The 22,874-nt window shown below is 66.3% G+C and carries 17 protein-coding genes; 15 read left to right on the top strand and 2 right to left on the bottom strand.

Annotated features, from left to right (window positions below):
* The first annotated feature begins 24 nt into the window (after positions 1-24).
* From G3N64_RS14975 to G3N64_RS14930, 10 genes are all read left to right on the top strand, one after another.
* On the top strand, positions 25-996 hold the full coding sequence (locus G3N64_RS14975) for a dipeptidase (protein WP_137909749.1): 972 nt from the start codon (positions 25-27) through the stop codon (positions 994-996).
* A gap of 150 nt (positions 997-1,146) precedes the next feature.
* On the top strand, positions 1,147-1,680 hold the full coding sequence (locus tag G3N64_RS14970; protein ID WP_006488993.1) for a DUF5943 domain-containing protein: 534 nt from the start codon (positions 1,147-1,149) through the stop codon (positions 1,678-1,680).
* Between the two features lie 73 nt (positions 1,681-1,753).
* Positions 1,754-3,817 carry an NADH:flavin oxidoreductase gene (locus G3N64_RS14965; protein WP_205784655.1) on the top strand — a complete coding sequence of 688 codons (2,064 nt, stop codon included), beginning with the start codon at positions 1,754-1,756 and terminating at the stop codon, positions 3,815-3,817.
* 3 nt (positions 3,818-3,820) lie between these two features.
* Positions 3,821-5,746, top strand: coding sequence for a (Fe-S)-binding protein (locus G3N64_RS14960; RefSeq protein ID WP_205784654.1), 1,926 nt, complete (start codon positions 3,821-3,823; stop codon positions 5,744-5,746).
* Between the two features lie 4 nt (positions 5,747-5,750).
* A complete protein-coding gene (locus G3N64_RS14955; RefSeq protein ID WP_205784653.1) occupies positions 5,751-6,920 on the top strand; it encodes an electron transfer flavoprotein subunit alpha/FixB family protein in 1,170 nt (389 codons plus the stop codon).
* Complete coding sequence (locus tag G3N64_RS14950) at positions 6,917-7,702, top strand: electron transfer flavoprotein subunit beta/FixA family protein (protein ID WP_205784652.1); 786 nt, start codon at positions 6,917-6,919, stop codon at positions 7,700-7,702. The genes G3N64_RS14955 and G3N64_RS14950 overlap by 4 nt, the downstream gene beginning before the upstream one ends.
* A 52-nt stretch (positions 7,703-7,754) precedes the next feature.
* Positions 7,755-8,996 (top strand): aromatic ring-hydroxylating dioxygenase subunit alpha, encoded by a 1,242-nt coding sequence (locus G3N64_RS14945; RefSeq protein WP_205784651.1) that lies wholly within the window; start codon positions 7,755-7,757, stop codon positions 8,994-8,996.
* A gap of 12 nt (positions 8,997-9,008) precedes the next feature.
* Positions 9,009-10,157: a hybrid-cluster NAD(P)-dependent oxidoreductase gene (locus tag G3N64_RS14940; protein ID WP_205784650.1), complete on the top strand. Its 1,149-nt coding sequence runs from the start codon at positions 9,009-9,011 to the stop codon at positions 10,155-10,157.
* A 134-nt stretch (positions 10,158-10,291) separates the two neighbouring features.
* A complete protein-coding gene (locus G3N64_RS14935) occupies positions 10,292-11,155 on the top strand; it encodes a glycine betaine ABC transporter substrate-binding protein (RefSeq protein ID WP_205784649.1) in 864 nt (287 codons plus the stop codon).
* Between the two features lie 226 nt (positions 11,156-11,381).
* Positions 11,382-13,037 (top strand): APC family permease, encoded by a 1,656-nt coding sequence (locus G3N64_RS14930; RefSeq protein WP_205784648.1) that lies wholly within the window; start codon positions 11,382-11,384, stop codon positions 13,035-13,037.
* Between the two features lie 162 nt (positions 13,038-13,199).
* Here G3N64_RS14930 and purU read toward each other — a convergent pair whose 3' ends face one another.
* On the bottom strand, positions 13,200-14,084 hold the full coding sequence (purU, locus tag G3N64_RS14925) for a formyltetrahydrofolate deformylase (protein WP_205784647.1): 885 nt from the start codon (positions 14,082-14,084) through the stop codon (positions 13,200-13,202).
* Between the two features lie 215 nt (positions 14,085-14,299).
* Positions 14,300-15,205 carry a LysR family transcriptional regulator gene (locus tag G3N64_RS14920; RefSeq protein WP_205784646.1) on the bottom strand — a complete coding sequence of 302 codons (906 nt, stop codon included), beginning with the start codon at positions 15,203-15,205 and terminating at the stop codon, positions 14,300-14,302.
* A 251-nt stretch (positions 15,206-15,456) separates the two neighbouring features.
* Between G3N64_RS14920 and betC the strand changes: the two genes are divergently transcribed.
* From betC to G3N64_RS14895, 5 genes are all read left to right on the top strand, one after another.
* Positions 15,457-16,992, top strand: coding sequence for a choline-sulfatase (betC, locus tag G3N64_RS14915; protein ID WP_205784645.1), 1,536 nt, complete (start codon positions 15,457-15,459; stop codon positions 16,990-16,992).
* Between the two features lie 45 nt (positions 16,993-17,037).
* Positions 17,038-18,003 (top strand): choline ABC transporter substrate-binding protein, encoded by a 966-nt coding sequence (choX, locus tag G3N64_RS14910; protein WP_205784644.1) that lies wholly within the window; start codon positions 17,038-17,040, stop codon positions 18,001-18,003.
* A gap of 258 nt (positions 18,004-18,261) precedes the next feature.
* On the top strand, positions 18,262-19,401 hold the full coding sequence (locus tag G3N64_RS14905) for a porin (RefSeq protein ID WP_205784643.1): 1,140 nt from the start codon (positions 18,262-18,264) through the stop codon (positions 19,399-19,401).
* A gap of 389 nt (positions 19,402-19,790) precedes the next feature.
* A complete protein-coding gene (gene cysS / locus G3N64_RS14900) occupies positions 19,791-21,215 on the top strand; it encodes a cysteine--tRNA ligase (protein WP_205784642.1) in 1,425 nt (474 codons plus the stop codon).
* 197 nt (positions 21,216-21,412) lie between these two features.
* Positions 21,413-22,663, top strand: coding sequence for an MFS transporter (locus G3N64_RS14895; RefSeq protein WP_205784641.1), 1,251 nt, complete (start codon positions 21,413-21,415; stop codon positions 22,661-22,663).
* Positions 22,664-22,874 lie beyond the last annotated feature (211 nt).

Here is a 22,874-nt window from a genome sequence, read left to right as displayed (position 1 = left end):
GACCCGACAATACTGGAGCAACACATGAGCACGCTGCATCAAGACAGCATCATCATCGACGGGCTGAACATCTCGAAGTTCGAGAAGCCGGTGTTCGAAGACATGCGCAAGGGTGGCATCACCGCCGCGAACTGCACGGTGTCGGTGTGGGAGAACTTCACCAAGACCGTCGACAACATCGGCGTGATGAAGAAGAAGATCCGCGACAACAGCGAGCTGCTGACGCTGGTGCGCACGACGGAAGACATCTTCCGCGCGAAGAAGGAAGGCAAGACCGGCGTGATCCTCGGTTTCCAGAACGCGCATGCGTTCGAGGACAACATCGGCTACATCGAGGCGTTCGCCGACATGGGCGTGCGCGTCGTGCAGCTCTGCTACAACACGCAGAACCTGGTCGGCACCGGCTGCTACGAGCGTGATGGCGGGCTGTCGGACTTCGGCCGCGAAGTGATCACCGAGATGAACCGCGTCGGCATCATGGTCGACCTGTCGCACGTCGGCGGCAACACGTCGTCGGAAGCGATCGCGTTCTCGAAGAAGCCGGTGTGCTATTCGCACTGCCTGCCGTCGGGCCTGAAGGAGCATCCGCGCAACAAGAGCGACGAACAGCTGAAGGAGATCGCCGATGCGGGCGGCTTCGTCGGCGTGACGATGTTCGCGCCGTTCCTGAAGCGCGGGATCGAAGCGAACATCGACGACTACATCGAGGCGATCGACTACGTCGTGAACCTGATCGGCGAAGACGCGGTCGGCATCGGCACGGATTTCACGCAGGATTACGCGAAGGAGTTCTTCGACATGCTGACGCATGACAAGGGCCGCTATCGCCAGCTGACGAACTTCGGCAAGATCATCAACCCGGACGGTATCCGTACGATCGGCGAATTCCCGAACCTGACGGCCGCGATGGAACGCCACGGCTGGAAGGAGTCGCGTATCCGCAAGATCATGGGCGAGAACTGGGTGCGCGTGTTCAAGGACGTGTGGGGCGCGTAAGCGCCGCGAACGCCAGACCGCTTTACCGCTTCACCGTTAGCGATTCAACAAAAAAAATCGGGACGTGCCTGCGCAAGCCGCGCAGGCACGCGGACGATGTCGCGCCTGCGCACTGAGCCGCGCGGCCAATTTCCTCACGGAGTCACCACGATGCAACCGCAACTGCCGATCAACGTCGATCCCGATACCGGCGTCTGGACCACCGACGCGCTGCCGATGCTGTACGTGCCGCGCCACTTCTTCACGAACAACCACGTCGCTGTCGAGGAAGCGCTCGGCGTCGAAGCGTATGCCGAGATCCTCTACAAGGCCGGTTACAAGTCCGCCTACCACTGGTGCGACAAGGAAGCGAAGCTGCACGGTCTGACCGGCATGGCCGTGTTCGAGCACTACCTGAAGCGCCTGTCGCAGCGCGGCTGGGGGCTGTTCTCGATCATCGAGGCCGATCCGGCCAGCGCGCGCGCGAAGATCGAGCTGCGCCACTCGTCGTTCGTGCTCCAGCAGCCGGGCAAGGAAGGCAAGCTCTGTTACATGTTCGCGGGCTGGTTCGCCGGCGCGATGGACTGGGTCAACGACACGACGCCGGAAGGCAAGGGCGCACCGCGTGCGCAGTCGAAGGAAGTGCAGTGTGCGGCCGAGCATCACGACCACTGCGTCTTCGAAGTGTCGCCGATCGCGCACTGATGCGCTGACGTAACGGCACAGCAACACACAACACCCGCAACACGAGACATTCGAACGCCAGAGGTCGCCTGCGATGCGTTATCCCCACCTGTTCAAACCCATGCAGCTGAACCAGCTGACGCTGCGCAACCGGATCGTCAGCACCGCGCACGCGGAGGTGTATGCCGAGCCGGGCGGCCTGCCGGGCGACCGCTATATCCGCTACTACGAAGAAAAGGCGAAGGGCGGCGTGGGCCTCGCGATCTGCGGCGGCTCGAGCCCCGTGTCGATCGACAGCCCGCAGGGCTGGTGGAAATCGGTGAACCTGTCGACCGACAAGATCATCGATCCGCTCACGCGCCTCGCCGACACGATGCACAAGCACGGCGCGAAGATCATGATCCAGGCGACGCACATGGGCCGCCGCTCGTCGTTCCACGGCGAGCACTGGCCGCACCTGATGTCGCCGTCGGGGGTGCGCGAGCCCGTGCACCGCGGCAACGCGAAAATCATCGAGATCGAGGAAATCCGCCGCATCATCGGCGATTTCGCGGCCGCCGCGAAGCGCGTGAAGGCCGCCGGCATGGACGGCATCGAAATCTCGGCCGCCCACCAGCACCTGATCGACCAGTTCTGGAGCAAGCGCTCGAATCATCGCACCGACGAATGGGGCGGCAGCCTCGAGAACCGCCTGCGCTTCGGCATCGAGGTGCTGACGGCCGTGCGTGAAGCGGTGGGCAAGGACTTCTGCGTCGGCCTGCGGATGTGCGGCGACGAATTCCACGAGGACGGTCTCGATCACGAAGCGCTGAAGGAAATCGCGCAGGCGATGTCGGAGACGGGCCTGATCGACTACCTGAGCGTGGTCGGCTCGGGCGGCGATACGCACAACACGATCGCCAACTGCATGCCGCCGATGGCGCTGCCGCCGGAGCCGTTCGTGCACCTCGCGGCCGGCATCAAGTCGGTGGTGAAGATTCCGGTGATGCACGCGCAGAGCATCCGCGATGCGGGCCAGGCCGAGCGTCTGCTCGCGACCGGCATGATCGACCTGGTCGGCATGACGCGCGCGCAGATCGCCGATCCGCACATGGTGATCAAGATCCGCGACGGCCGCGAGGACGAAATCAAGCAGTGCGTCGGCGCGAACTACTGCATCGACCGCCAGTACAACGGCCTCGACGTGCTGTGCATCCAGAACGCGGCGACGTCGCGCGAATCGACGATGCCGCACATCATCGAGAAGTCGCGCGGCCCGAAGCGCAAGGTCGTGGTGGTCGGCGCGGGCCCGGCGGGCCTCGAGGCGGCGCGTGTCGCGAAGCTGCGTGGCCACGACGTCGTGCTGTTCGAGAAGAACGCCGAAGTGGGCGGGCAGGTGATGATCGCCGCGAAGGCGCCGCAGCGCGAACAGATGTCGGGGATCATCCGCTGGTTCGACATGGAAACGAAGCGCCTGGGCGTCGACCGCCGTCTCGGCGTGGCCGCCGACGAGAAGATGATCATGGCCGAGAAGCCGGACATCGTCGTGCTCGCGACGGGCGGGTCGAGCTTCACGTGGCAGGTGCCAGCCTGGGGCGTGGCCGAAGGGCTCGCCGTCAGCTCGTGGGACATCCTGACCGGCAAGGTCGAGCCGAAGCAGAACGTGCTGCTGTTCGACGGCGTGAGCACGCATGCGGGCGCCGGCGTGGCCGACTTCATGGCGAGCCGCGGCTCGAAGGTCGAGGTCGTCACGCCGGACGTGAAGGTGGCCGACGATTGCGGCGGCACGACGTTCCCGATCTTCTATCGCCGCCTGTATGCATTCGGCGTGATCCCGACGCCGAACACGATGCTCGATCGCGTCTATGAAGAGGACGGCAAGATGATCGCCGTGCTGCGCAACGAGTACACGGAAGAACTGGAAGAGCGCGCCGTCGACCAGGTGGTGATCGAGAACGGTTCGTCGCCGAACGACGAGCTGTACTGGAAGCTCAAGCCGGAATCGGTGAACCGCGGCCAGATCGATCCGCACACGCTGTTCGCGGCCGAGCCGCAGCCGTGCCTGTCGGAAGAACTCGGCAACGGCCGTTTCCTGCTGTTCCGTGTCGGCGACTGCATCTCGATGCACAACGTCCACGGGGCGATCTACGACTCGCTGCGTCTCGTGAAGGATTTCTAAACGATGAACCCGTCCTTCCTCATTACCGCCCTGTTGTGGCTGTCGGTGGCGGGGCTCGCGTTCGCGGTCGCGAAGCGCTCGTCCTACTGGCGTCTGGGCCGGGCCACCGCGCCCGGCGCGTTCGGCGTCGCGAACCTGTTCGCGATCCCGAAGCGCTACTTCGTCGACCTGCACCACGTGGTCGCCCGCGATCCGTACATCGCGAAGACGCACGTCGCGACGGCAGGCGGCGCGATCGGCGCACTCGCGCTGGTGTTCGTCAACTACGGCCTCGCGATCTACTCGCCGTGGCTCGACAAGCTGATCTTCCTGTCGGCGCTCGCGATGCTGGTCGGCGCGGTGTTCGTGTGGCGCCGCCGCGCGGCCAAGGACGTGCCGGCCCGCCTGTCGCGCGGCCCGTGGAATACGCTGCCCTGGCTGCTCGGCTCGTTCGCGCTCGGCCTCGTGCTGTTCATGCTGGTACCGACCGGTGCGATGTCGGGTGCATTCGCGGTGCTCTGCGCGCTGCTGATCGGCGTCGGTGCATTCACGATGACGGTTGGCGCCGCGAAGGGCGGCCCGATGAAGCATGCGATCGCCGGCCTGCTGCACCTGGCATTCCACCCGCGCCAGGAGCGCTTCGCAGCCTCGCGCGAATCGTTCACGGGCAACGGCACGGCCACGCCGCCGACCGCGCTGAAGCTGCCGGACATCGAGCATCAGGAGTACGGCGTCGAGAAGCCGGTCGAATTCCGCTGGAACCAGCTGTTGAGCTTCGATGCGTGCGTGCAGTGCGGCAAGTGCGAAGCCGCGTGCCCCGCGTTCGCGTCGGGCCAGCCGCTGAACCCGAAGAAGCTGATCCAGGATCTCGTCGTCGGGATGGCGGGCGGCACCGATGCAGCGTACGCGGGCAGCCCGTCGCCGGGCCTCGCGGTCGGCCAGCATCGCGGCGAGCCGAACGGCCCGATCGTGTCGGGCCTGATCGAAGAGCAGACGCTGTGGTCGTGCACGACCTGCCGCGCCTGCGTGCAGGAATGCCCGATGCTGATCGAGCACGTCGATGCGATCGTCGACATGCGCCGCAACCGCACGCTCGTGCATGGCACGGTGCCGGGCAAGGGCCAGGAAGTGCTCGCGAACCTGCGCGAGACGGGCACGATGGGCGGCTACGATACCGCCGCGCGCTACGACTGGTCGGTCGACCTGAGCGCGCCCGTCGCGCAGCCGGGCAAGCCGGTCGACGTGCTGTTCGTCGCGGGTGAAGGTGCGTTCGACATGCGCTACCAGCGCACGCTGCGCGCGTTCGTCAAGGTGCTGAACAAGGCGGGCGTCGACTATGCGGTGCTCGGCTCGACCGAAACCGATACGGGCGACGTCGCACGCCGGCTCGGCGACGAAGCAACGTTCCAGCAGATGGCGAAGCGCCTGATCGGCACGCTCGGCACGCTGTCGTACAAGCAGATCGTGACGGCCGACCCGCACGTGATGCACAGTCTGCGCAACGAATACCGTGCGCTCGGGCTGCGCGTGACGGTCAAGCACCATACGACCTACCTCGCCGAACTGGCCGACAGCGGCAAGATCGTGCCGAAGGCCGTCGAGGCGCTGCAGGAGAAGCGCACCACGTATCACGACCCGTGCTACCTCGGCCGCTACAACGGCGAGACGGAAGCGCCGCGCAAGCTGCTGAAGACGATCGGCATCCAGGTCGTCGAGATGGAGCGCAACGGCATGCGCGGCCGCTGCTGCGGCGGTGGCGGCGGTGCGCCGCTGACCGACATCCCGGGCAAGCAGCGCATTCCCGACATCCGCATCGCCGATGCACGCACGATCGGCGCGGACGTGGTCGCGGTTGCGTGCCCGAACTGCACGGCCATGCTCGAAGGCGTCGTGGGCCCGCGCCCCGACGTGCTCGACGTCGCCGAACTCGTTGCCGCCTCGCTGGAGTGAATCGATGAACACGATCAAACGAATCGATCCGCGCCGGCCGTTCATCATCACGGCCGCGGGCCTGAAGCGCATCACGCTCGGCGAGGAAGGCAGCGCCGATGCGAACGCCGCGCACGGGGCCGCGCACGGTCATGGCGCAGCGGCCGCGAAGCCGCGGCGCGCGGTGCAGGACCCGAAGCACGTGATGCTGGTGGTCGCGCACAGTGAACGCGGCGCACTCGACGATCATTCGCGGCAGGCAATTGCCGCCGCTGCCTTGCTCGCCGACGCGCAGACCGAAGTCGCGCTGCTCGCGTTCGGCGAGCTGAAGGACGACGTGGCCGAACTGGGCGTCGACAAGCTGCTTGAACTCGCCGGCTTCGATCGCCGTGCGTTCGACCCTGAAAGCGAATTGCAAGCGCTGCAGGCATGCGCTGCGGCACTCGCGCCGAAACACGTGTTCGTGCCCGACAACGCGACGGGCGACGGCGATCTCGGCCGGCGTTACGCGGCGGCCGCCGGCGCGAGCGTCGCGACCCACGTCGTCGAGATCGACGCGAAGCATGTCGGCGCGTATGCGCAGGCCGGGCGCGCGTTTGCCACCCGTGCGCTGCCCGACGTGATCCTGCTCGCACAGAACGCGGTCGACGCGAAGCTGCCGTTCGTCGGCGCAGGCGAGCGTCTTGCCACCGATTTCATCCGCCCGGCGCATGACGCCGTGCAGCCGTACCGCGATCTCGGTCTCGACGAAATCGACGCGGCCCAGGTCGCGCTCGAAGAAGCCGATTTCATCGTGTCGGCCGGCAACGGCGTGTCCGACATCGGCGCGTTCGAGCGGCTGGCCGGCGTGTTCGGCGCGGCGATCGGCGCGAGCCGCGTCGCGGTCGACAACGGCCACTTCACGCGCGACAAGCAGGTCGGCGCAACCGGCAAGACGGTCGAGGCGAGCGTGTACATCGCGTTCGGCATCTCGGGCGCGGTGCAGCACCTGCAGGGGATCAAGGACTGCCGCCACGTGATCGCGGTGAACCTCGACGGCAGCGCGCCGATCGCGAAGCGCGCGAACCTGACGGTGGTGGGCGACGCGCAGGGCACGATTGCCGCGCTGATCGAACAGGTGCAGGCCGCGCGCGCCGCGCGTGGCGAGTCGCCGACCGCGGTCGGCAATCGTGAACCGGAAGGAGTTGCCGCATGAACGCCCCCCGCCCCTTGCAACGCATCGCGGTGCTCGTGTCCGTCGGCCGCCATCCGGTGAGCGGCATCGCGCGCTATAGCCGCAACGACGCGGCCGCGCTCGAAACCGGCCGCCAGCTCGCGGAGCGGCATCGCGCGAAGCTCGACGTGATCCATGCGGGCGACCCCGCGAATGCGGCGCTTGCCGACTATCTCGCGCTCGGCGCACGGGAGGTCGAGGTGCTGGCCTGCCGCGACGGCGACGATGCCGTGCATGCGCTCGCCGCGCGCGTCGAAGGCTACGACCTCGTGCTGACCGGCACGCGCGCCGAGGGCGCGTACGACACCGGCATGCTGCCGTATCGCATCGCCGCGGCGCTCGGCTATCCGCTGGTCGGCTCGGCCGTCGACGTGACGGTCGACGGCGGCCGTGCGGCCGTCCGGCAATTTTTGCCGAAAGGGCTGCGGCGGCGTGTCGACGCGGCGCTGCCGGCCGTCATCGCCGTCCATCCGCTCGCCAATGCCGAGCCGCGCTACGCGTATGCGAGGCTGCGCGCCGGCGCGATCCGGCCCGCGCTCGCGGCGCCCGGCGCAGATGCCGACGCGGCCGCGTGGACGGTCGGTCCGGTCGAGCGTAAACCCGTAAAGCTGGTCGCCGCCGAGAAGCGCTCCGGGCATGCCCGGATGCTGTCCGCGACGACGACCGAAAGCCGCGGCGGCAACGTCGTAAATGAAGGGAGTTCGGTCGAAAAAGCACAAGTGATCCTCGCGTATTTGCGCGAGCATCAGCTCATCGACTACTGATTTTGATGCCTGTCGGCAAGAACCCAGGGATGCAAGGAATCCGGAGCAAACGATGAAAGTATCGGCAGACATTCGTGCACTGATCGAGCGGCGCAAGGAAGGCCACAGCCTCGAGGCACCGTTCTACACGAGCGAGGACATCTTCGCGCTCGACATGGAGGCGATTTTCCGCCAGCACTGGATCCAGGTGGCGATCGAGCCGGACATTCCCGAGCCGGGCGACTACGTGACCGTGGAACTGGGGAGCGATTCGATCCTGATCGTGCGTGACGACGACATGGCGATCCGCGCGTTCCACAACGTGTGCCGTCACCGCGGCGCGCGCCTGTGCAACGAAGACAAGGGCTCGGTCGGCAACATCGTGTGCCCGTACCACAGCTGGACCTACAACCTGACGGGCCAGCTGATGTTCGCCGAGCACATGGGCGAGAAGTTCGACCGCTGCAAGCACAGCCTGAAGTCGGTGCACGTCGAGAACCTCGCGGGCCTGATCTTCATCTGCCTCGCCGACGAGCCGCCCGCCGACTTCGCGCAGCTGCGCGCCGAGATGGAGCCGTACCTGCTGCCGCACGATCTGCCGAACACGAAGATCGCCGCACAGATCGACATCATCGAGGAAGGCAACTGGAAGCTCACGATGGAGAACAACCGCGAGTGCTATCACTGCGTCGCGAACCATCCGGAGCTGACCATCTCGCTGTACGAATACGGCTTCGGCTACCAGCGCTCCGACGCCAACGCCGAAGGCATGGACGCGTTCGCGGAAACCTGCGTGCGGCGCGGGAAGGAGTGGGCCGAGATTGGCCTGCCGTCCGCCGAGATCGAGAAGCTGCTCGACGTGACGGGTTTCCGCACGCAGCGCCTGCCGCTCGATCGCCACGGCGAATCGCAGACGCTCGATGCGAAGGTCGCGTCGAAGAAGCTGCTCGGCGGCTTCGACAAGGCCGACCTCGGCGGGCTGTCGTTCTGGACGCAGCCGAACTCGTGGCACCACTTCATGAGCGATCACATCGTGACGTTCTCGGTGATCCCGCTGTCGGCCGGCAAGACGCTCGTGCGCACGAAGTGGCTCGTGCACAAGGACGCGAAGGAAGGCATCGACTACGACGTGAAGAACCTGACGGCCGTGTGGAACGCGACCAACGACCAGGATCGCGCGCTCGTCGAATTCTCGCAGCGTGGCGCGACCAGCAGCGCGTACGAGCCGGGCCCGTATTCGCCGTTCACGGAAGGTCTCGTCGAAAAATTCTCGGCCTGGTACATCGGCCGGCTCGCCGAAAAAACCGGCGAATAAGCGGAGTCTGACATGATGCGAGATGCGGCCAACTTCGAGTCGACGGACAGCCGGGTGACGCGCCCGGCGTTCTGGAACGCCCTTCCCGAGCGCTGGACGAGCGACGTCGAGGAAACGCTGGTGTGCTGCCACGTGCGGCAGGAAACGCACGACGTGAAGAGTTTCTTCTTCCGTTCGCCGCAAGGCCGCTCGTTCTCGTTCGAGCCCGGGCAGTTCCTCACGCTCGAGCTCGACATCGACGGCGAAACGATCAACCGCTGCTACACGATCTCGTCGTCGCCGGCGCGGCCGCACACGGTGTCGATCACGGTGAAGCGCGTGCCGGGCGGCAAGGTGTCGAACTGGCTGCACGACAACCTGCAGCCGGGCGCACCGGTGCGCGTGCTCGGCCCGGCCGGCGAATTCACGTGCGCGCGGCATCCGGCGCGCAAGTACCTGTTCCTGTCGGCGGGCTCGGGCGTCACGCCGCTGATGTCGATGAGCCGCGCGCACCATGATCTCGCCGAGGATCGCGACATCCTGTTCGTGCACAGCGCGCGCACGCCGGACGACATCATCTTCGCGCGCGAGCTCGACCTGATCGCGTCGAACCACACGAACTTCCGCACGTCGTTCGTCGTCGAGCGCGTCGGTGCACGCACCAACTGGCCGGGTGTCACGGGCTTCCTGACGCTGCCGCTGCTGAAGCTGATCGCACCGGATTTCATGGAGCGCGAGATCTTCACGTGCGGCCCCGCGCCGTACATGAAGGCCGTGCGCGACCTGCTCGACGAAGCCGGCTTCGATCGCAAGCAGTATCACGAGGAGAGCTTCTCGTTCGAGACGCTTGCGCAGACCGCGAGCGACGAGGTGCTCGCCGAACTCGCACCGCCGGCCGAGGGTGGCGACACCGACACGAAGCAGTACACGGTCAGCTTTGCGAAGAGCAATCGCGAGATTGCGTGCGGCTCGGAGCAGCACGTGCTGGATGCTGCGCGCCAGTCGGGCGTGCGGTTGCCGGCATCGTGCACGCAGGGCATGTGCGGCACCTGCAAGGTGAAGCTCGTGTCGGGGCAGGTCGAAATGAAGCACAACGGCGGTATCCGCCAGCGCGAGATCGATCAGGGGATGGTGCTGCTGTGCTGCAGCAAGCCGCTGTCGGATCTCGTGATCGACAAGTAGTCGAAACATGCCATCGGCTGTCCGGGCGCGTCGCGTCCGGACAAGCATCCGTCGGAAAACAACGATACCGCGGATTTGTGGTTGAAGAACCTAGAGAGGCAACGCGCACGGTGCGCATATCAAGGAGATCGACCATGAAGCTGTTCGGAAAATTGTTGTGGACCGGCGCACTGTCGGCAATGGTGGCGCTGAGCGCATCGGCGCTTGCCGATACGAAGCCCACGTTGAAGATCGGTTACGTCGAAGGCTGGGACGACAGCGTAGCGACGTCGAACGTCGCGGCCCGCGTGATCGAGAAGAAGCTCGGTTACCAGGTCCAGCTCGTGCCGGTCGCCGCAGGGATCATGTGGCAGGGCGTGGCGCGCGGCGATCTCGACGCGACGCTGTCCGCGTGGCTGCCGGTCACGCACGGCTCCTACTGGGGCGAATACAAGACGAAGGTCGTCGATCTCGGCGCGAACTTCCCCGACGCGAAGATCGGCCTGATCGTTCCCGACTACGTGAAGGCGAAGAGCATCGACGATCTGAATGCCGAGAAAAGCGGCTTTGGCGGCCGGATCGTCGGCATCGACGCGGGCGCGGGCGTGATGCGCAAAACCGACGAAGCGATCAAGAGCTATGGCCTGAACTACACGCTGATGCCGAGTTCGGGCGGCGCGATGACGGCCGAGCTGTCGCGCTCCGTCGGTGCGAACAAGCCGGTGATCGTGACGGGCTGGGCGCCGCACTGGATGTTCGCGAAGTGGAAGCTGCGCTTCCTCGAGGATCCGAAGAAGGTGTTCGGCGGTGCCGAGCATGTCGACAGCGTCGTGAATCCGGGGCTCGAGACCAAGGCGAAGCCGGTCGTCGCGTTCCTGAAGAAATTCCAGTGGAAGCCGGGTGAAATCGACAGCGTGATGCTCGCGATTCAGAACGGCTCGAAGCCGGAAGCGGCCGCCGATGCATGGATCGCCGCGCACGCCGATCGCGTGAATGCGTGGACGGAAGGCGCGCAGTAAGCTGGCGACGATTCGCCGCAATAATTAGATGAAGAGACAGTCCGGGAAAGGTCGGAAGGAATGCGAAACAATCGCACTGCGACACGACCTTATCCCGGAATTATTTTTTTGATTCTGCAAAAAAGTGCGTAAGTTGTTACACTGGCGCCCTTGTGCGGAGTCATCTGCTTTGCATCGGACCAGAGTAAGCGCTGAAGCGCTAACGCTGCTCGAGAGGAGGAATTGGATGAGTCAGACAGGACTGCGTGCGAACAGCACCAGTGATGTTGAGGCAACCATCTCACATGATTCGACGGGCCACACGCTGCATCGTGGCCTGACCTGGAAAGACGCTTTTTGGGTAACGAGCGGCGTGCCGGCAGGCGTGCTGTTCACGATCGGCGGCGTATGCGCGACGATCGGCCAGCCCGCGTGGGCGATCTGGATCGCCGCGATCACGATGGGGCTGATTCAAAGCGCGACTTATGCGGAAATATCCGGGCTATTTCCCCATAAATCGGGCGGCGCGTCCGTGTATGGCGCGATCGGCTGGGTCCGATACAGCAAGCTGATCGCCCCGGTTTCCGTGTGGTGCAACTGGCTCGCGTGGTCGCCGATGCTCGCGCTCGGTTGCGGCCTCGCAGCGAGCTATGCGCTCACGAGTCTCTTTCCCGCCGACGCGGCGGTGCTGCACTGGCAGCTCAAGGTTGCGGATCTCGGGTTCATCAAGCCGGGTCTGTCCCTGCGGATCAATGCGACGTTTATCATCGCGACGATCCTGCTTCTCATCACGTTCAAGCTTCAGCACAGCGGTGCATCGAAGGCTGCGCGCACACAGCGCATTCTCGGCATCGCATCGCTCGCGCCGCTGCTGATCGTCGGCATCGTGCCGTTCGTCACGGGCGACGTGCCGATGTCGAACCTGCTCCCGCTGCTGCCGCTCGGTCACGACGCGCACGGCAATCTCACGACCGCCACGTTCGGCACGTGGAACGGGCAGGGCGTCACGATGGCGCTCGGTGCGATGTTCATGGCCGGCTGGGCGTCGTACGGCTTCGAGACGGCCGTCTGCTACACGCGCGAGTTCCGCGATCCGCGTCGCGATACGGCCAAGGCGATCTTCTGGTCGGGCGCACTGTGTCTCGTCGTGATGACGCTCGTGCCGATGGCGTTCCAGGGCGCGCTCGGCACGCAGGCGATGCTCGATCCGTCGATCGGCGACGGCACCGGCGTCGCGGCCGCGATGGCGAAGATCGTCGGCGGCGGTGCATGGGTTGCGAATGCGGTCGTCGTGATGCTGATGCTGTCGATCCTGCTGATCGTGATGACGTCGATGATGGGTTCGTCGCGCACGCTGTATCAGGCGTCGGTCGACGGCTGGCTGCCGAAGTACCTGTCGCACGTGAACGAGCACGGCTCGCCCACGCGTGCGATGTGGACCGATCTCGGCTTCAACCTCGTGTTGCTGATGATGTCGGACTACATGACGGTGCTGTCGATCTCGAACGTCTGCTACATGCTGTTCGTATTCCTGAATCTCCAGTCGGGCTGGATCCACCGGATGGATCGCGGCAACTGGGATCGGCCGTTCCGCTGCCCGACGTGGCTGCTCGTCGCCGGCTCGATCTGCGGCTACGCGAACCTGGTGTATGTCGGCGCGGGTGCGAACCTGCAGGGTGAGGGCACGCTGCGCAACGGGCTGATCGCGATGCTGCTGATCGTGCCGGTGTTCCTGTTCCGCCACTACTGGCAGGATCGCGGCCGCTTCCCTGCGCAGATGCAGCGCGACATGGAGCTCGAAGTGCCGAAGCGCGCGATGTGGCTGAATCTGCTGCCTTACGCGGCGCTGGTTGGTGCGGGGCTGACGATCTGGTTGTCGTATTACTTTGCTTGGGTGAAGTAAGCGTCTGACTGCGGCACGCGCTGCGCGCGACGAATCCGGACGCCGCACCCGGAGCCGTCGCGCGCAGCGTCGAACTGCAAGCGATAAAAAACCGACCGGCGAGTGCCGGTCGGTTTTTTTGTATGTTGCGCGCGGAAGGAACGCGATGAAAGCGCGATGCGCTTACGGAAACACCACCGTCCGATCCCCGTTCAGAAACACGCGCCGCTCGATAAACGCCTTCACCGCACGCGCGAGCGTCAGCGATTCGACATCGCGCCCCACCGCGAGCAACTGCTCGGGCCGCAGCGCATGATCGACGCGTTCGACGACCTGCTCGATGATCGGGCCTTCGTCGAGATCGTCGGTGACGAAGTGCGCGGTCGCGCCGATCAGCTTCACGCCGCGCGCATGCGCCTGGTGATACGGCTTCGCGCCCTTGAAGCCGGGCAGGAACGAATGATGGATGTTGATCGCGCGGTTCGCGAGCTTCGCGCTCGTCTCCTGCGACAGCACCTGCATGTAGCGCGCGAGGATCACGAGCTCGGCGCCGCTCGACTCGAAGAAGTCGAGCCAATGCGCTTCCTGCTGCGCCTTCGTATCGGCCGTGATCGGGAAGTGGCGGAACGGCAGCCCGTGCTGCGCGGCGAGCGGCTCGAAGTCGGGATGGTTCGACACGATGCCGACGATGTCCATCTTCAGCTCGCCCATCCGCCAGCGGAACAGCAGGTCCGCGAGGCAGTGCTCGAGCTTCGACACCATGATCAGCACCTTCGGCCGTGCGTTCACGTCGTGGATTGCCCACTGCGTATTGCCGTCGTGGCCGCCGAGCTCGGCCGCGATCGGCCCGAACTCGTGGCGCAGCGCGTCGATCTGCAGCGATTCATCCGTCGGATGAAACACGCAGCGCACGAAGAAGTGGTTGCTGAGATCGTCGTCGAACACGTTCAGCGCATCGACGTAGCAGCGATGGCGCTCGAGAAAGCCGACGACGGCGGCGACCTGGCCGGCCGCGCTTGGGCACGACAGCGTCAAGACGAATTGATCGGGGCGTGAGTCGGCGGTCATGGGATTCCTCGGATGTCATGGGGCGCGAACCCGCGCGGCGGCGCACCGGGCGCCAGGCTACGCGGGTAGCAGGAGGCTCAAGTAAATCAGGACGATTTTGGTACGGATAGAACCAACCCGCCGTGTGGCTGGTATCGGCGCGCCAGTGCGGCCGGGCGGGCGCGCCCGGCCCGGCGGGCGTCAGGCGGATCGCTGCTGACCGGCAGGGCGGCGGTTCAGGCCGGCGAGCACGCGTCGAGCAGCCAGCGCCGGAACACGTGGGTCGCGTCCGGCTCGGGCCGCTGCGGCGGCCGCACCAGGAAGTAGCCGCGCGACGTGACGACCGGCGCGTCGACTAGCTTCACGAGCTGACCGGACGCGACGAGTTCGTCGACGAGCGGCGACCAGCCGAGCGCGACGCCTTCGCCGAGCAGCGCCGCATGGATCACGAGCGCGTAGCTGTTGAAGGTCACGCCGCGCGCGGCGGCCGCGGTATCGAGGCCGTGTGCGTCGAACCAGCCGGACCACGACAGCCAGCGCTCGGGGCGCGTCGGCTGCACGTGCAGCAGCGGCAACGCGAGCAGGTGGTCGGCTCGCGCGACGTGCGGGTGCGCGTCGCGGAACGCGGGCGAGCACACGGGCGTGACCGATTCCGGAAAGAGGCGGGCAGCCGTGCACGTCGGCCAGTGGCCGTCGCCGAACAGGATCGCGATGTCGCCATGGTCGCGCTGCGCGTCGTAATCCTGTGACGTGACGACGCGCACGTCGACGTCCGGCATCACGCGCTTCAGCCCGGCCAGGCGCGGCATCAGCCAGTAGGTTGCAAAGCCGAAGTCGGTGACGATCGTGAGCGCGCCGTGCTCGCGGCGCGCACGCAGTGTCGCGGTGGCGCCGCGCAACGTGTCGAGGCTCAGCCGCACGGCTTCGTACAGGCACTGGCCGTCGGCCGTCAGCGTGACGCCGCGCGGGCTGCGCTCGAACAGCGGCACGCCCAGTTCGGCCTCGAGCTGGAATACCTGCTGGCTCACGGCCGGCTGGGTGGAGCCGAGCTCGCGCGCGGCGGCCGTGAAGCTCGCGAGCCGGGCGGCCGATTCGAACGCGCGCAGCGCCTGCATCGACGGTAACGGTTCGGATTTCGACATAAGTCTCTCTAATGGCCCCATAAGGGCCGGACGTCTACCCGCGCGAATTCGGGCGGGCGATAGTGCATCGGACGGTGCGGCACGCGTGCGTCACGGCCGGCTTCTCGGGCGCCGTGCAACGCATTCCGTGATTCTAGCCAGCGAGGCACGCCCGCGCGGCACTTTCGTCGGGCTGCTTCCGTCATGCCGGACGTCTCGCTGCGCGAGCGGCGAGCCGTTCCACTCGAACACCGTTTTCCCCACGACTGCCGATGACGAACCCGACACCCAACATCCTGATCCTGATGGCCGACCAGCTCACGCCGTTCGCGCTGCCGGCCTACGGCAATCGCGTCGCGCGCACGCCGACGCTGGACCGTCTCGCCGCGCAAGGCGTGGTGTTCGACGCCGCGTATTGCGCGAGCCCGCTGTGCGCGCCGTCGCGTTTCTCGCTGCTGACGGGCAAGCTGCCGTCGGGGATCGGCGCCTACGATAACGCCGCCGAATTGCCGGCGCAAACGCTGACGTTCGCACACTACCTGCGCGCGGGCGGCTACCGGACGATGCTGTCCGGCAAGATGCATTTCTGCGGGCCCGACCAGCTGCACGGCTTCGAGGAGCGGCTCACGACCGACATCTATCCGGCCGATTTCGGCTGGGTGCCCGACTGGGACAGCCCGGCCGAGCGGCCGAGCTGGTATCACAACATGAGTTCGGTGCTGGAGGCCGGCCCGTGCGTGCGCACGAACCAGCTCGATTTCGACGACGAGGTGACATTCGCCGCGAAGCAGAAGCTGTACGACGTCGCACGCGAGCGTGCGGCCGGGCACGATGCGCGGCCGTTCTGCATGGTCGTGTCGCTGACCCATCCGCACGACCCGTATGCGATCACGCGCGAATACTGGGATCTCTACAGCGACGACGAGATCGACCTGCCGGCCGTGCGGCTCGATGCGGCGGAAAGCGACCCGCATTCGCAGCGGCTGCGCTTCGTCTGCGAGAACGACCGCACGCCGCCCACCGACGCGCAGATCCGCGCCGCGCGCCGCGCCTACTACGGCGCGACGTCCTACGTCGATGCGCAGTTCGGCAGCGTGCTGGCTGCGCTCGAACAGTGCGGATTCGCCGACGACACCATCGTGATCGTCACGTCCGACCACGGCGACATGCTCGGCGAACGCGGGCTCTGGTACAAGATGACGTTCTTCGAGGGCGGCTGCCGCGTGCCGCTGATCGTCCATGCGCCGGGCCGCTTCGGCGCCGCGCGCGTGCGCGGGCCCGTGTCGCACGTCGACCTGCTGCCGACGCTCGTCGACCTCGCCGGCGCCGCGCCGGCCGGCGGCTGGCCCGACCCCGTCGATGGCGCGAGCCTCGTGCCGCACCTGCACGGCACGCCGGCGCACGACGTCGCGCTCGGCGAATACCTGGCGGAAGGCGCGATCGCGCCGGTCGTGATGATCCGCAGCGGCGCCTGGAAGTACGTGCATTGCCCGGCCGATCCCGACCAGCTCTACAACCTCTCCGACGATCCGCGCGAGCTGACGAACCTCGCCGGCACGCCGGAAGCCGCCGACGTGCTCGCCGCGTTCCGCGCACAAGCCGCGCAGCGCTGGAACCTGCCCGAACTGGACCGGCAGGTGCGCGCGAGCCAGCGGCGCCGGCGCTTCCATTACGCGGCGACGACGCAGGGCCGCATCCAGGCGTGGGACTGGCAGCCGTTCACCGACGCGAGCCAGCGCTACATGCGCAACCACATCGAGCTCGACACGCTCGAGGCGATGGCGCGCTTTCCGCGTGTCGGGCGCTGAGCGTCCCGCATCGCGACTCATGACAAACGACGGAGGAAGCGGACGATGGAACGGCAATGCAATGCAGCAATCCGGATCGGCGCGGCGCTCGCCGCGGCCGCGTGCCTGATGACGACGCAGGCCGCGCACGCGGCCGACCCGCAGACGTGCAGCGACGTGAAGATGGCGGCGCCCGGCTGGACCGACATCGATGCGACGAACGCGATGGCGGGCGTCGTGCTGAAGGCGCTCGGCTACCGGCAGGACGTGGCGAACCTGTCGGTGCCGATCACGTACCAGGGGCTCAAGAAAGGGCAGGTCGACGTGTTCCTCGGCAACTGGATGCCCGCGCAGGCGCCGCTCGTGAAGCCGTTCGTCGACGAGAAGTCGATCGACGTGCTGCACGCGAACCTGAGCGGTGCGAAGTTCACGCTGGCCGTGCCCGACTATGTCGCGGCCGCCGGCGTGCATACGTTCGCCGATCTCGCGCGCTATGCCGACCGCTTCGGCGACAAGATCTACGGGATCGAGCCCGGCGCGCCCGCGAACCAGAACATCAAGCGGATGCTGTCCGACCATGCGCTCGGCCCGGCGAACTGGTCGCTCGTCGAATCGAGCGAGACGGGCATGCTCACGCAGGTCGAGCGGGCGGTGCGCGACAAGCGCTGGATCGTATTTCTGGCGTGGGAGCCGCACCTGATGAACACCAAGTTCCACCTGACCTACCTGTCGGGCGGCGACGCGTATTTCGGCCCGAACTACGGCGGCGCGACGGTCAACACGGTGACGCGTCCGGGCTTTGCCGGCCAGTGCGCGAACCTCGCGCGCCTGTTCCGGCAGATGACGTTCTCCGTCGACGTCGAGAACCGGATGATCGCCGACATGCTCGACCACAAGACGTCGCCCGCGCTCGCGGCGCAGCATGCGCTGAAGGCCGACCCGGCGCTGGTCGCCGGCTGGCTGGACGGCGTGACGACGGCAACCGGCGCACCGGGCCTGCCGGCCGTGCGCGCGGCCCTCGACGGGCGCTGATTTCCTCCCTCCGGGCGGCCGGTTTTACCGCGCCGCCGGTCTACGTGTTTTCCCGACCGGTCGCATTGTGACCATTTAGTGTCGCCTTCAGACGGGTGACGGGAAATATGGGTTTGTATTTTTCGCCAATGGCTGCGTTATTGCGGAAAGCGAAATACCGAAGCCAGTAGGCGTATCGAATTCGAATCCACCGGCGCATCGCGGCACGCGCCGGGACGAGATTCTATCCATCGAACGGTTCAGGGAGGGTGGTCGATAATGAAGCACACGAAAGTTGCCGTAGCCGCCGCGCTTGCATGCGCGGCCTGCATTCCCGCCATCGGGCATGCGCAGAGCAGTGTGACGCTGTACGGGATTCTCGACGCGGGCATCACGTACGTGAACAACACGGGCGGTTCGCACGTGGTCAAGTTCGACGACGGCGTCGCGTACGGCAACCGCTTCGGCCTCAAGGGCACGGAAGATCTCGGCGGCGGCCTGAAGGCCGTGTTCACCCTCGAGAGCGGCTTCCGTCTCGGCAACGGGCAACTCGGCTTCGGCGGCGCCGAATTCGGCCGGCAGGCATACGTCGGCCTGCAGAACGACTGGGGCACGCTGTCGTTCGGCAACCAGCTCGACATCACGAACGAACTCGTGTCGATCTACAACATCTCGGCATGGGGCAGCGGCTACGCGATCCACCAGGGCGACTTCGACCGCTTCAACGGCGACCGCCTGCCGAATTCGGTGAAGTTCCTGTCGAACGACCTGAGCGGCTTCAAGTTCGGCGCGATGTACTCGTTCGGCAACGTCGCGGGCAACTTCCATCGCAACAGCGCATGGAGCGCGGGCGCGAGCTTCACGAAGGGCGACTTCTCGATCGGCGCCGCGTACACGCGCCTGAACAACCCGAACGGCATCTACGCGTTCGACCCGTACGCGATGATCGGCACGCACACGTTCCTCGGCCAGCAGACCGTCACCGTCGACCCGGCGACCGGCGCACGCACCGACCTGTTTGCGAACACGCCGATGAACGTCGACAGCCAGGGCACCTTCGGCATCGGCACGAGCTACACGATCGGCAAGCTGACGCTCGACGGCAACTTCTCGTACACGACGATCAAGGGCTTCGGCCAGTCGTCGCACATGCAGGTCTATGAAGGCGGCGGCTTGTACCAGTTCACGCCGGCATTGAGCCTGATCGCCGGCTACCAGCACACGCGCTTCGAAGGCCATCACTGGAACCAGGGCACGGCGGGCCTGCATTACCTGCTGTCGAAGCGCACGGACGTGTACATCTCCGGCGATTACCTGCGCGCGTCGCAAGGCGTGGACGCGGTGGTCGGCTACAGCTTCACGCCGTCGACGACGCAGACGCAGGCCGACGTGCGGATCGGGATGCGGCATTCGTTCTAAGCGGGGTGGTGTGGGGCGGCGACGTCTTCAGCGAGCGGTCTCTCTTTGGCGCGAACCGAGGTTCGCGCTTTTTTTTTGATGGGTGCGAGCGGGCGTGCGATCCGTTCGGCCGGTGCCGGCCGCCCGGCCATCGCCCCGGGATCGTCACCGGGAACACGGCGGTTCGACGGTATTGACCATTGCCGTCTATAGGCGCTAGCATCGTCCCCATGCTTAATCGCGCCATGTTCCTCTCCTCGCTGATCCGTGCATGTTGTCAGAACGTGCCAGGGGGACATTGCGTCTAGCGAACTCGCTAAACTTTCAAGCAATCGCCTTCAGGCCGCCTGTGATGCAAAACAGGCGGCCTTTTTGCTTTTGGGCCGACACTTTCGGGACGGAGAAACTCGATGCCGCTTGCGCTGTATGACACCTGGTCGCGTACCGTGCGCCCGTTCACGCCAATCCGGGCCGGGCAGGTCGGCATGTACTGCTGCGGCCCCACGGTCTACGACGATGCCCACATCGGCAACCTGAGAACCTACGTGTTCGAGGATCTCCTGCGCCGCGTATTGCAGCGCAACGGCTACGAGGTCCGGCACGTCGTCAACATCACCGACGTCGGCCACCTGACTTCGGATGCGGATGAAGGCGAAGACAAGATGGAGAAGGGGAGCCGCCGGACCGGCGAATCGGCGTGGGCCATCGCCCGGCGCTACACCGACGCGTTCGTCAGGGACTGGCGCGCGCTCCACCTGCTCGAGCCGACGGTCTGGTGCCGCGCCACGGATCACATCGCCGAACAGATCGCGTTCATCGACACGCTCGACCGGGCCGGTTACGTGTATCGGACGGACGATGGCCTCTACTTCGACACCAGTCGGCAGGACGACTACGGTTATCTCGCGCGGCTGGACCGCGCAGGGTTGCAGGCGGGCAAGCGGGTTGCGCTGGGCGGGAAGCGGAGCATCACGGATTTTGCGTTGTGGAAGTTCAGCCCGGCCGGCGTCAAGCGGCAAATGGAATGGGACAGCCCGTGGGGGCGCGGCTTTCCGGGCTGGCATATCGAATGTTCGGCGATGTCGGCGAAGTATCTCGGGACGTTGTTCGATATCCATTGCGGCGGCGAGGATCATATCGCCGTGCATCACAGCAACGAGATCGCGCAGACGCGGGCAGCCCACGGCACGCAGCTCGCGAACTACTGGATGCACGGGCACTTCCTGACGCTCGATGCCGAGACGAAGATGTCGAAGTCGAGCGGCGACTTCGTCCGTCTGCAGACCTTGCAGGGCCGGAATGTCGATCCGCTCGCGTACCGTTACCTGTGCCTGACGGCCCATTATCGAAGCAAGCTGCATTTCACATGGGCGTCGCTCGATGCGGCGCAAACCGCGCTGAATCGACTTCGGCACCTCCATGCCGGCTGGCCGGACGGCGGGCGCGTCGATGCGGATTTCGCCGCGCGATTCGACGCCGAAGTGAACGAGGACCTGAACCTGCCCAGGGCGCTCGCGGTGCTGTGGGATCTGGTCAGGAGCAACCTGCCGCCCGCGACCCTGAAGGCGACCGTGGACAGCTTCGACACCGTGCTTGGCCTCGGTTTGCGCGACTGGAGGCCGGTTGCGTTCGACGTTCCGGAACACGTCCGTGTGTTGCTCGGTGAACGTGAGCGCGCGAGGGCGGACAAGGACTGGGCGCAAGCCGACCGGATCCGGGAAGCGTTGAGCGCCGAGGGCTGGAGAGTCGAGGACACCCAGGGAGGCCAACGCCTGTTCGGTATCGCCGTGGGCCCGGCCGATACGCGTATCCCGCCTGCCTGCATCAGAAGATGAGGTGTCCGCACTACGACCCGGCGGCCGCGATCGGCGCGGCCGCCGGAATCGTCAGTTCCCGCACCCGCGGCCCGTTTCCCGCGGTTGGCATATCATCGCGATTTCGCCGCGTCTGCACCGTTGTCGCGCGCACGCGTCGGCGTGTGCGGTCGTTTCCCGAACGGTCCGGGCGCGCAGCGCCGACCGCCGAGACCTCGATGACCGACTCCGTGCCCGACCCCAGTCCTTTATCCCCGCTACCTGCCAACCTGTTCCGCCACGTCCCGTTCCAGCGCTTCTGGGGCACGCGCGTGATGTCTTCCCTGGCTTTCCAGATCCTGTCGGTTGCAATCGGCTGGTACGTGTACGCGCTCACGCACAGCGCGTTCGCACTCGGTCTCGTCGGCCTCGCGCAGTTCGTGCCGATGTTCGCGCTGACGCTCGTCGTCGGGCAGGTGGCCGACCGCTACGATCGCCGGCGTATCGCGACGATCTGCCAGGGCGTCGAGGCGCTGGCTGCCGGCGTGTTCCTGCTCGGCGCCGCGCAAGGGTGGCTGGCCGCGCCGGCCGTGTATGCGCTCGCGGCGATCGTCGGCACGGCGCGTGCGTTCGAGTCGCCGTCGGTGTCGTCGCTGCTGCCGGCCGTCGTGCCGCGCACCGACCTGCCGCGCGCGACCGCGCTGTCGACGTCCGCGAACCAGGCCGCGCAGATCCTCGGGCCCGCGTTCGGCGGGCTGCTGTACGGTGTCGGCGCGCCCGCCGCGTTCGGCACGAGCGTCGTCGCATTCGCGATTGCGGCGGTGCTGAGCGGAACGATTCCGCTGCGCAGCGCGCCGCCCGCCCGCGAGCCGGTCACGCTGCGCTCGGTGTTTTCGGGCATCGCGTTCATCCGGCGCGAGCCGGCGATTCTCGGCGCGCTGTCGCTCGACCTGTTCGCGGTGCTGTTCGGCGGCGCGACCGCGTTGTTGCCGATCTACGCGCGCGACATCCTGCAGGTCGGGCCGTGGGGGCTCGGTGCGCTGCGTGCGGCGCCCGCGGTCGGCGCACTCGCGGGCACGTTGTGGCTGACGCGATTTCCGCTGAAGGGGCGGCCGGGCCGCGCGATGTTCGGCGGCGTGATCGCGTTCGGCATCGCGACGATCGTGTTCGGGCTGTCGCGGCACTTCGCGCTGTCGCTCGTGGCGCTGGCGGCGCTCGGCGCATCGGACGTGGTCAGTGTCGTCGTGCGGCTGTCGCTCGTGCAGCTGCGCACGCCCGACGACATGCTCGGGCGCGTGAGTGCGGTCAATTCGCTGTTCATCGGCACGTCGAACCAGCTCGGCGAATTCGAGTCGGGCGTGACGGCCGCGTGGTGGGGCGCACCGGCCGCGATCGTCGTCGGCGGTACCGCGACGATCCTGGTCGCGCTCACGTGGATGCGGTTGTTCCCGCAACTGCGGAACATGACTTCGCTGGAGCGGGAGCGTTGAAGCGACGCCGACGCTGTTTCATGTCAGATTATTTCAAATGCCATTCGATATTCAATCGAATGGCTTTCGTTGCTCGGTGCGATCAATTGTCTGATTAATAAAAAGGATCGTCCGAAGCTGGAATCGGCTCGATTCAGGCACCTCGGAACCCGCGCGAACCGGTCGGTTCCGCAATGCCGTGTCAAGGAAGTGCCTGATCCGTCAATGGCTT

The organism is Burkholderia sp. Ac-20344 (assembly GCF_017104975.1).
GTDB lineage: Bacteria > Pseudomonadota > Gammaproteobacteria > Burkholderiales > Burkholderiaceae > Burkholderia.
Note: the sequence above shows the minus strand (reverse complement) of the source record. Positions and strands in the feature narration are given on the sequence as shown.

What these genes read in the sequence shown, in the direction of transcription:
- G3N64_RS14935 (WP_205784649.1), top strand. Translation starts at nt 10,292, where the DNA reads ATGAAGCTGTTCGGAAAATTGTTGTGGACCGGCGCACTGTCGGCAATG.
- G3N64_RS14965 (WP_205784655.1), top strand. Translation starts at nt 1,754, where the DNA reads ATGCGTTATCCCCACCTGTTCAAACCCATGCAGCTGAACCAGCTGACG.
- G3N64_RS14895 (WP_205784641.1), top strand. Translation starts at nt 21,413, where the DNA reads ATGACCGACTCCGTGCCCGACCCCAGTCCTTTATCCCCGCTACCTGCC.
- G3N64_RS14970 (WP_006488993.1), top strand. Translation starts at nt 1,147, where the DNA reads ATGCAACCGCAACTGCCGATCAACGTCGATCCCGATACCGGCGTCTGG.
- G3N64_RS14940 (WP_205784650.1), top strand. Translation starts at nt 9,009, where the DNA reads ATGATGCGAGATGCGGCCAACTTCGAGTCGACGGACAGCCGGGTGACG.
- G3N64_RS14950 (WP_205784652.1), top strand. Translation starts at nt 6,917, where the DNA reads ATGAACGCCCCCCGCCCCTTGCAACGCATCGCGGTGCTCGTGTCCGTC.
- G3N64_RS14960 (WP_205784654.1), top strand. Translation starts at nt 3,821, where the DNA reads ATGAACCCGTCCTTCCTCATTACCGCCCTGTTGTGGCTGTCGGTGGCG.
- G3N64_RS14945 (WP_205784651.1), top strand. Translation starts at nt 7,755, where the DNA reads ATGAAAGTATCGGCAGACATTCGTGCACTGATCGAGCGGCGCAAGGAA.
- G3N64_RS14920 (WP_205784646.1), bottom strand. Translation starts at nt 15,205, where the DNA reads ATGTCGAAATCCGAACCGTTACCGTCGATGCAGGCGCTGCGCGCGTTC.
- G3N64_RS14930 (WP_205784648.1), top strand. Translation starts at nt 11,382, where the DNA reads ATGAGTCAGACAGGACTGCGTGCGAACAGCACCAGTGATGTTGAGGCA.
- choX (WP_205784644.1), top strand. Translation starts at nt 17,038, where the DNA reads ATGGAACGGCAATGCAATGCAGCAATCCGGATCGGCGCGGCGCTCGCC.
- G3N64_RS14955 (WP_205784653.1), top strand. Translation starts at nt 5,751, where the DNA reads ATGAACACGATCAAACGAATCGATCCGCGCCGGCCGTTCATCATCACG.
- cysS (WP_205784642.1), top strand. Translation starts at nt 19,791, where the DNA reads ATGCCGCTTGCGCTGTATGACACCTGGTCGCGTACCGTGCGCCCGTTC.
- G3N64_RS14975 (WP_137909749.1), top strand. Translation starts at nt 25, where the DNA reads ATGAGCACGCTGCATCAAGACAGCATCATCATCGACGGGCTGAACATC.
- purU (WP_205784647.1), bottom strand. Translation starts at nt 14,084, where the DNA reads ATGACCGCCGACTCACGCCCCGATCAATTCGTCTTGACGCTGTCGTGC.
- G3N64_RS14905 (WP_205784643.1), top strand. Translation starts at nt 18,262, where the DNA reads ATGAAGCACACGAAAGTTGCCGTAGCCGCCGCGCTTGCATGCGCGGCC.
- betC (WP_205784645.1), top strand. Translation starts at nt 15,457, where the DNA reads ATGACGAACCCGACACCCAACATCCTGATCCTGATGGCCGACCAGCTC.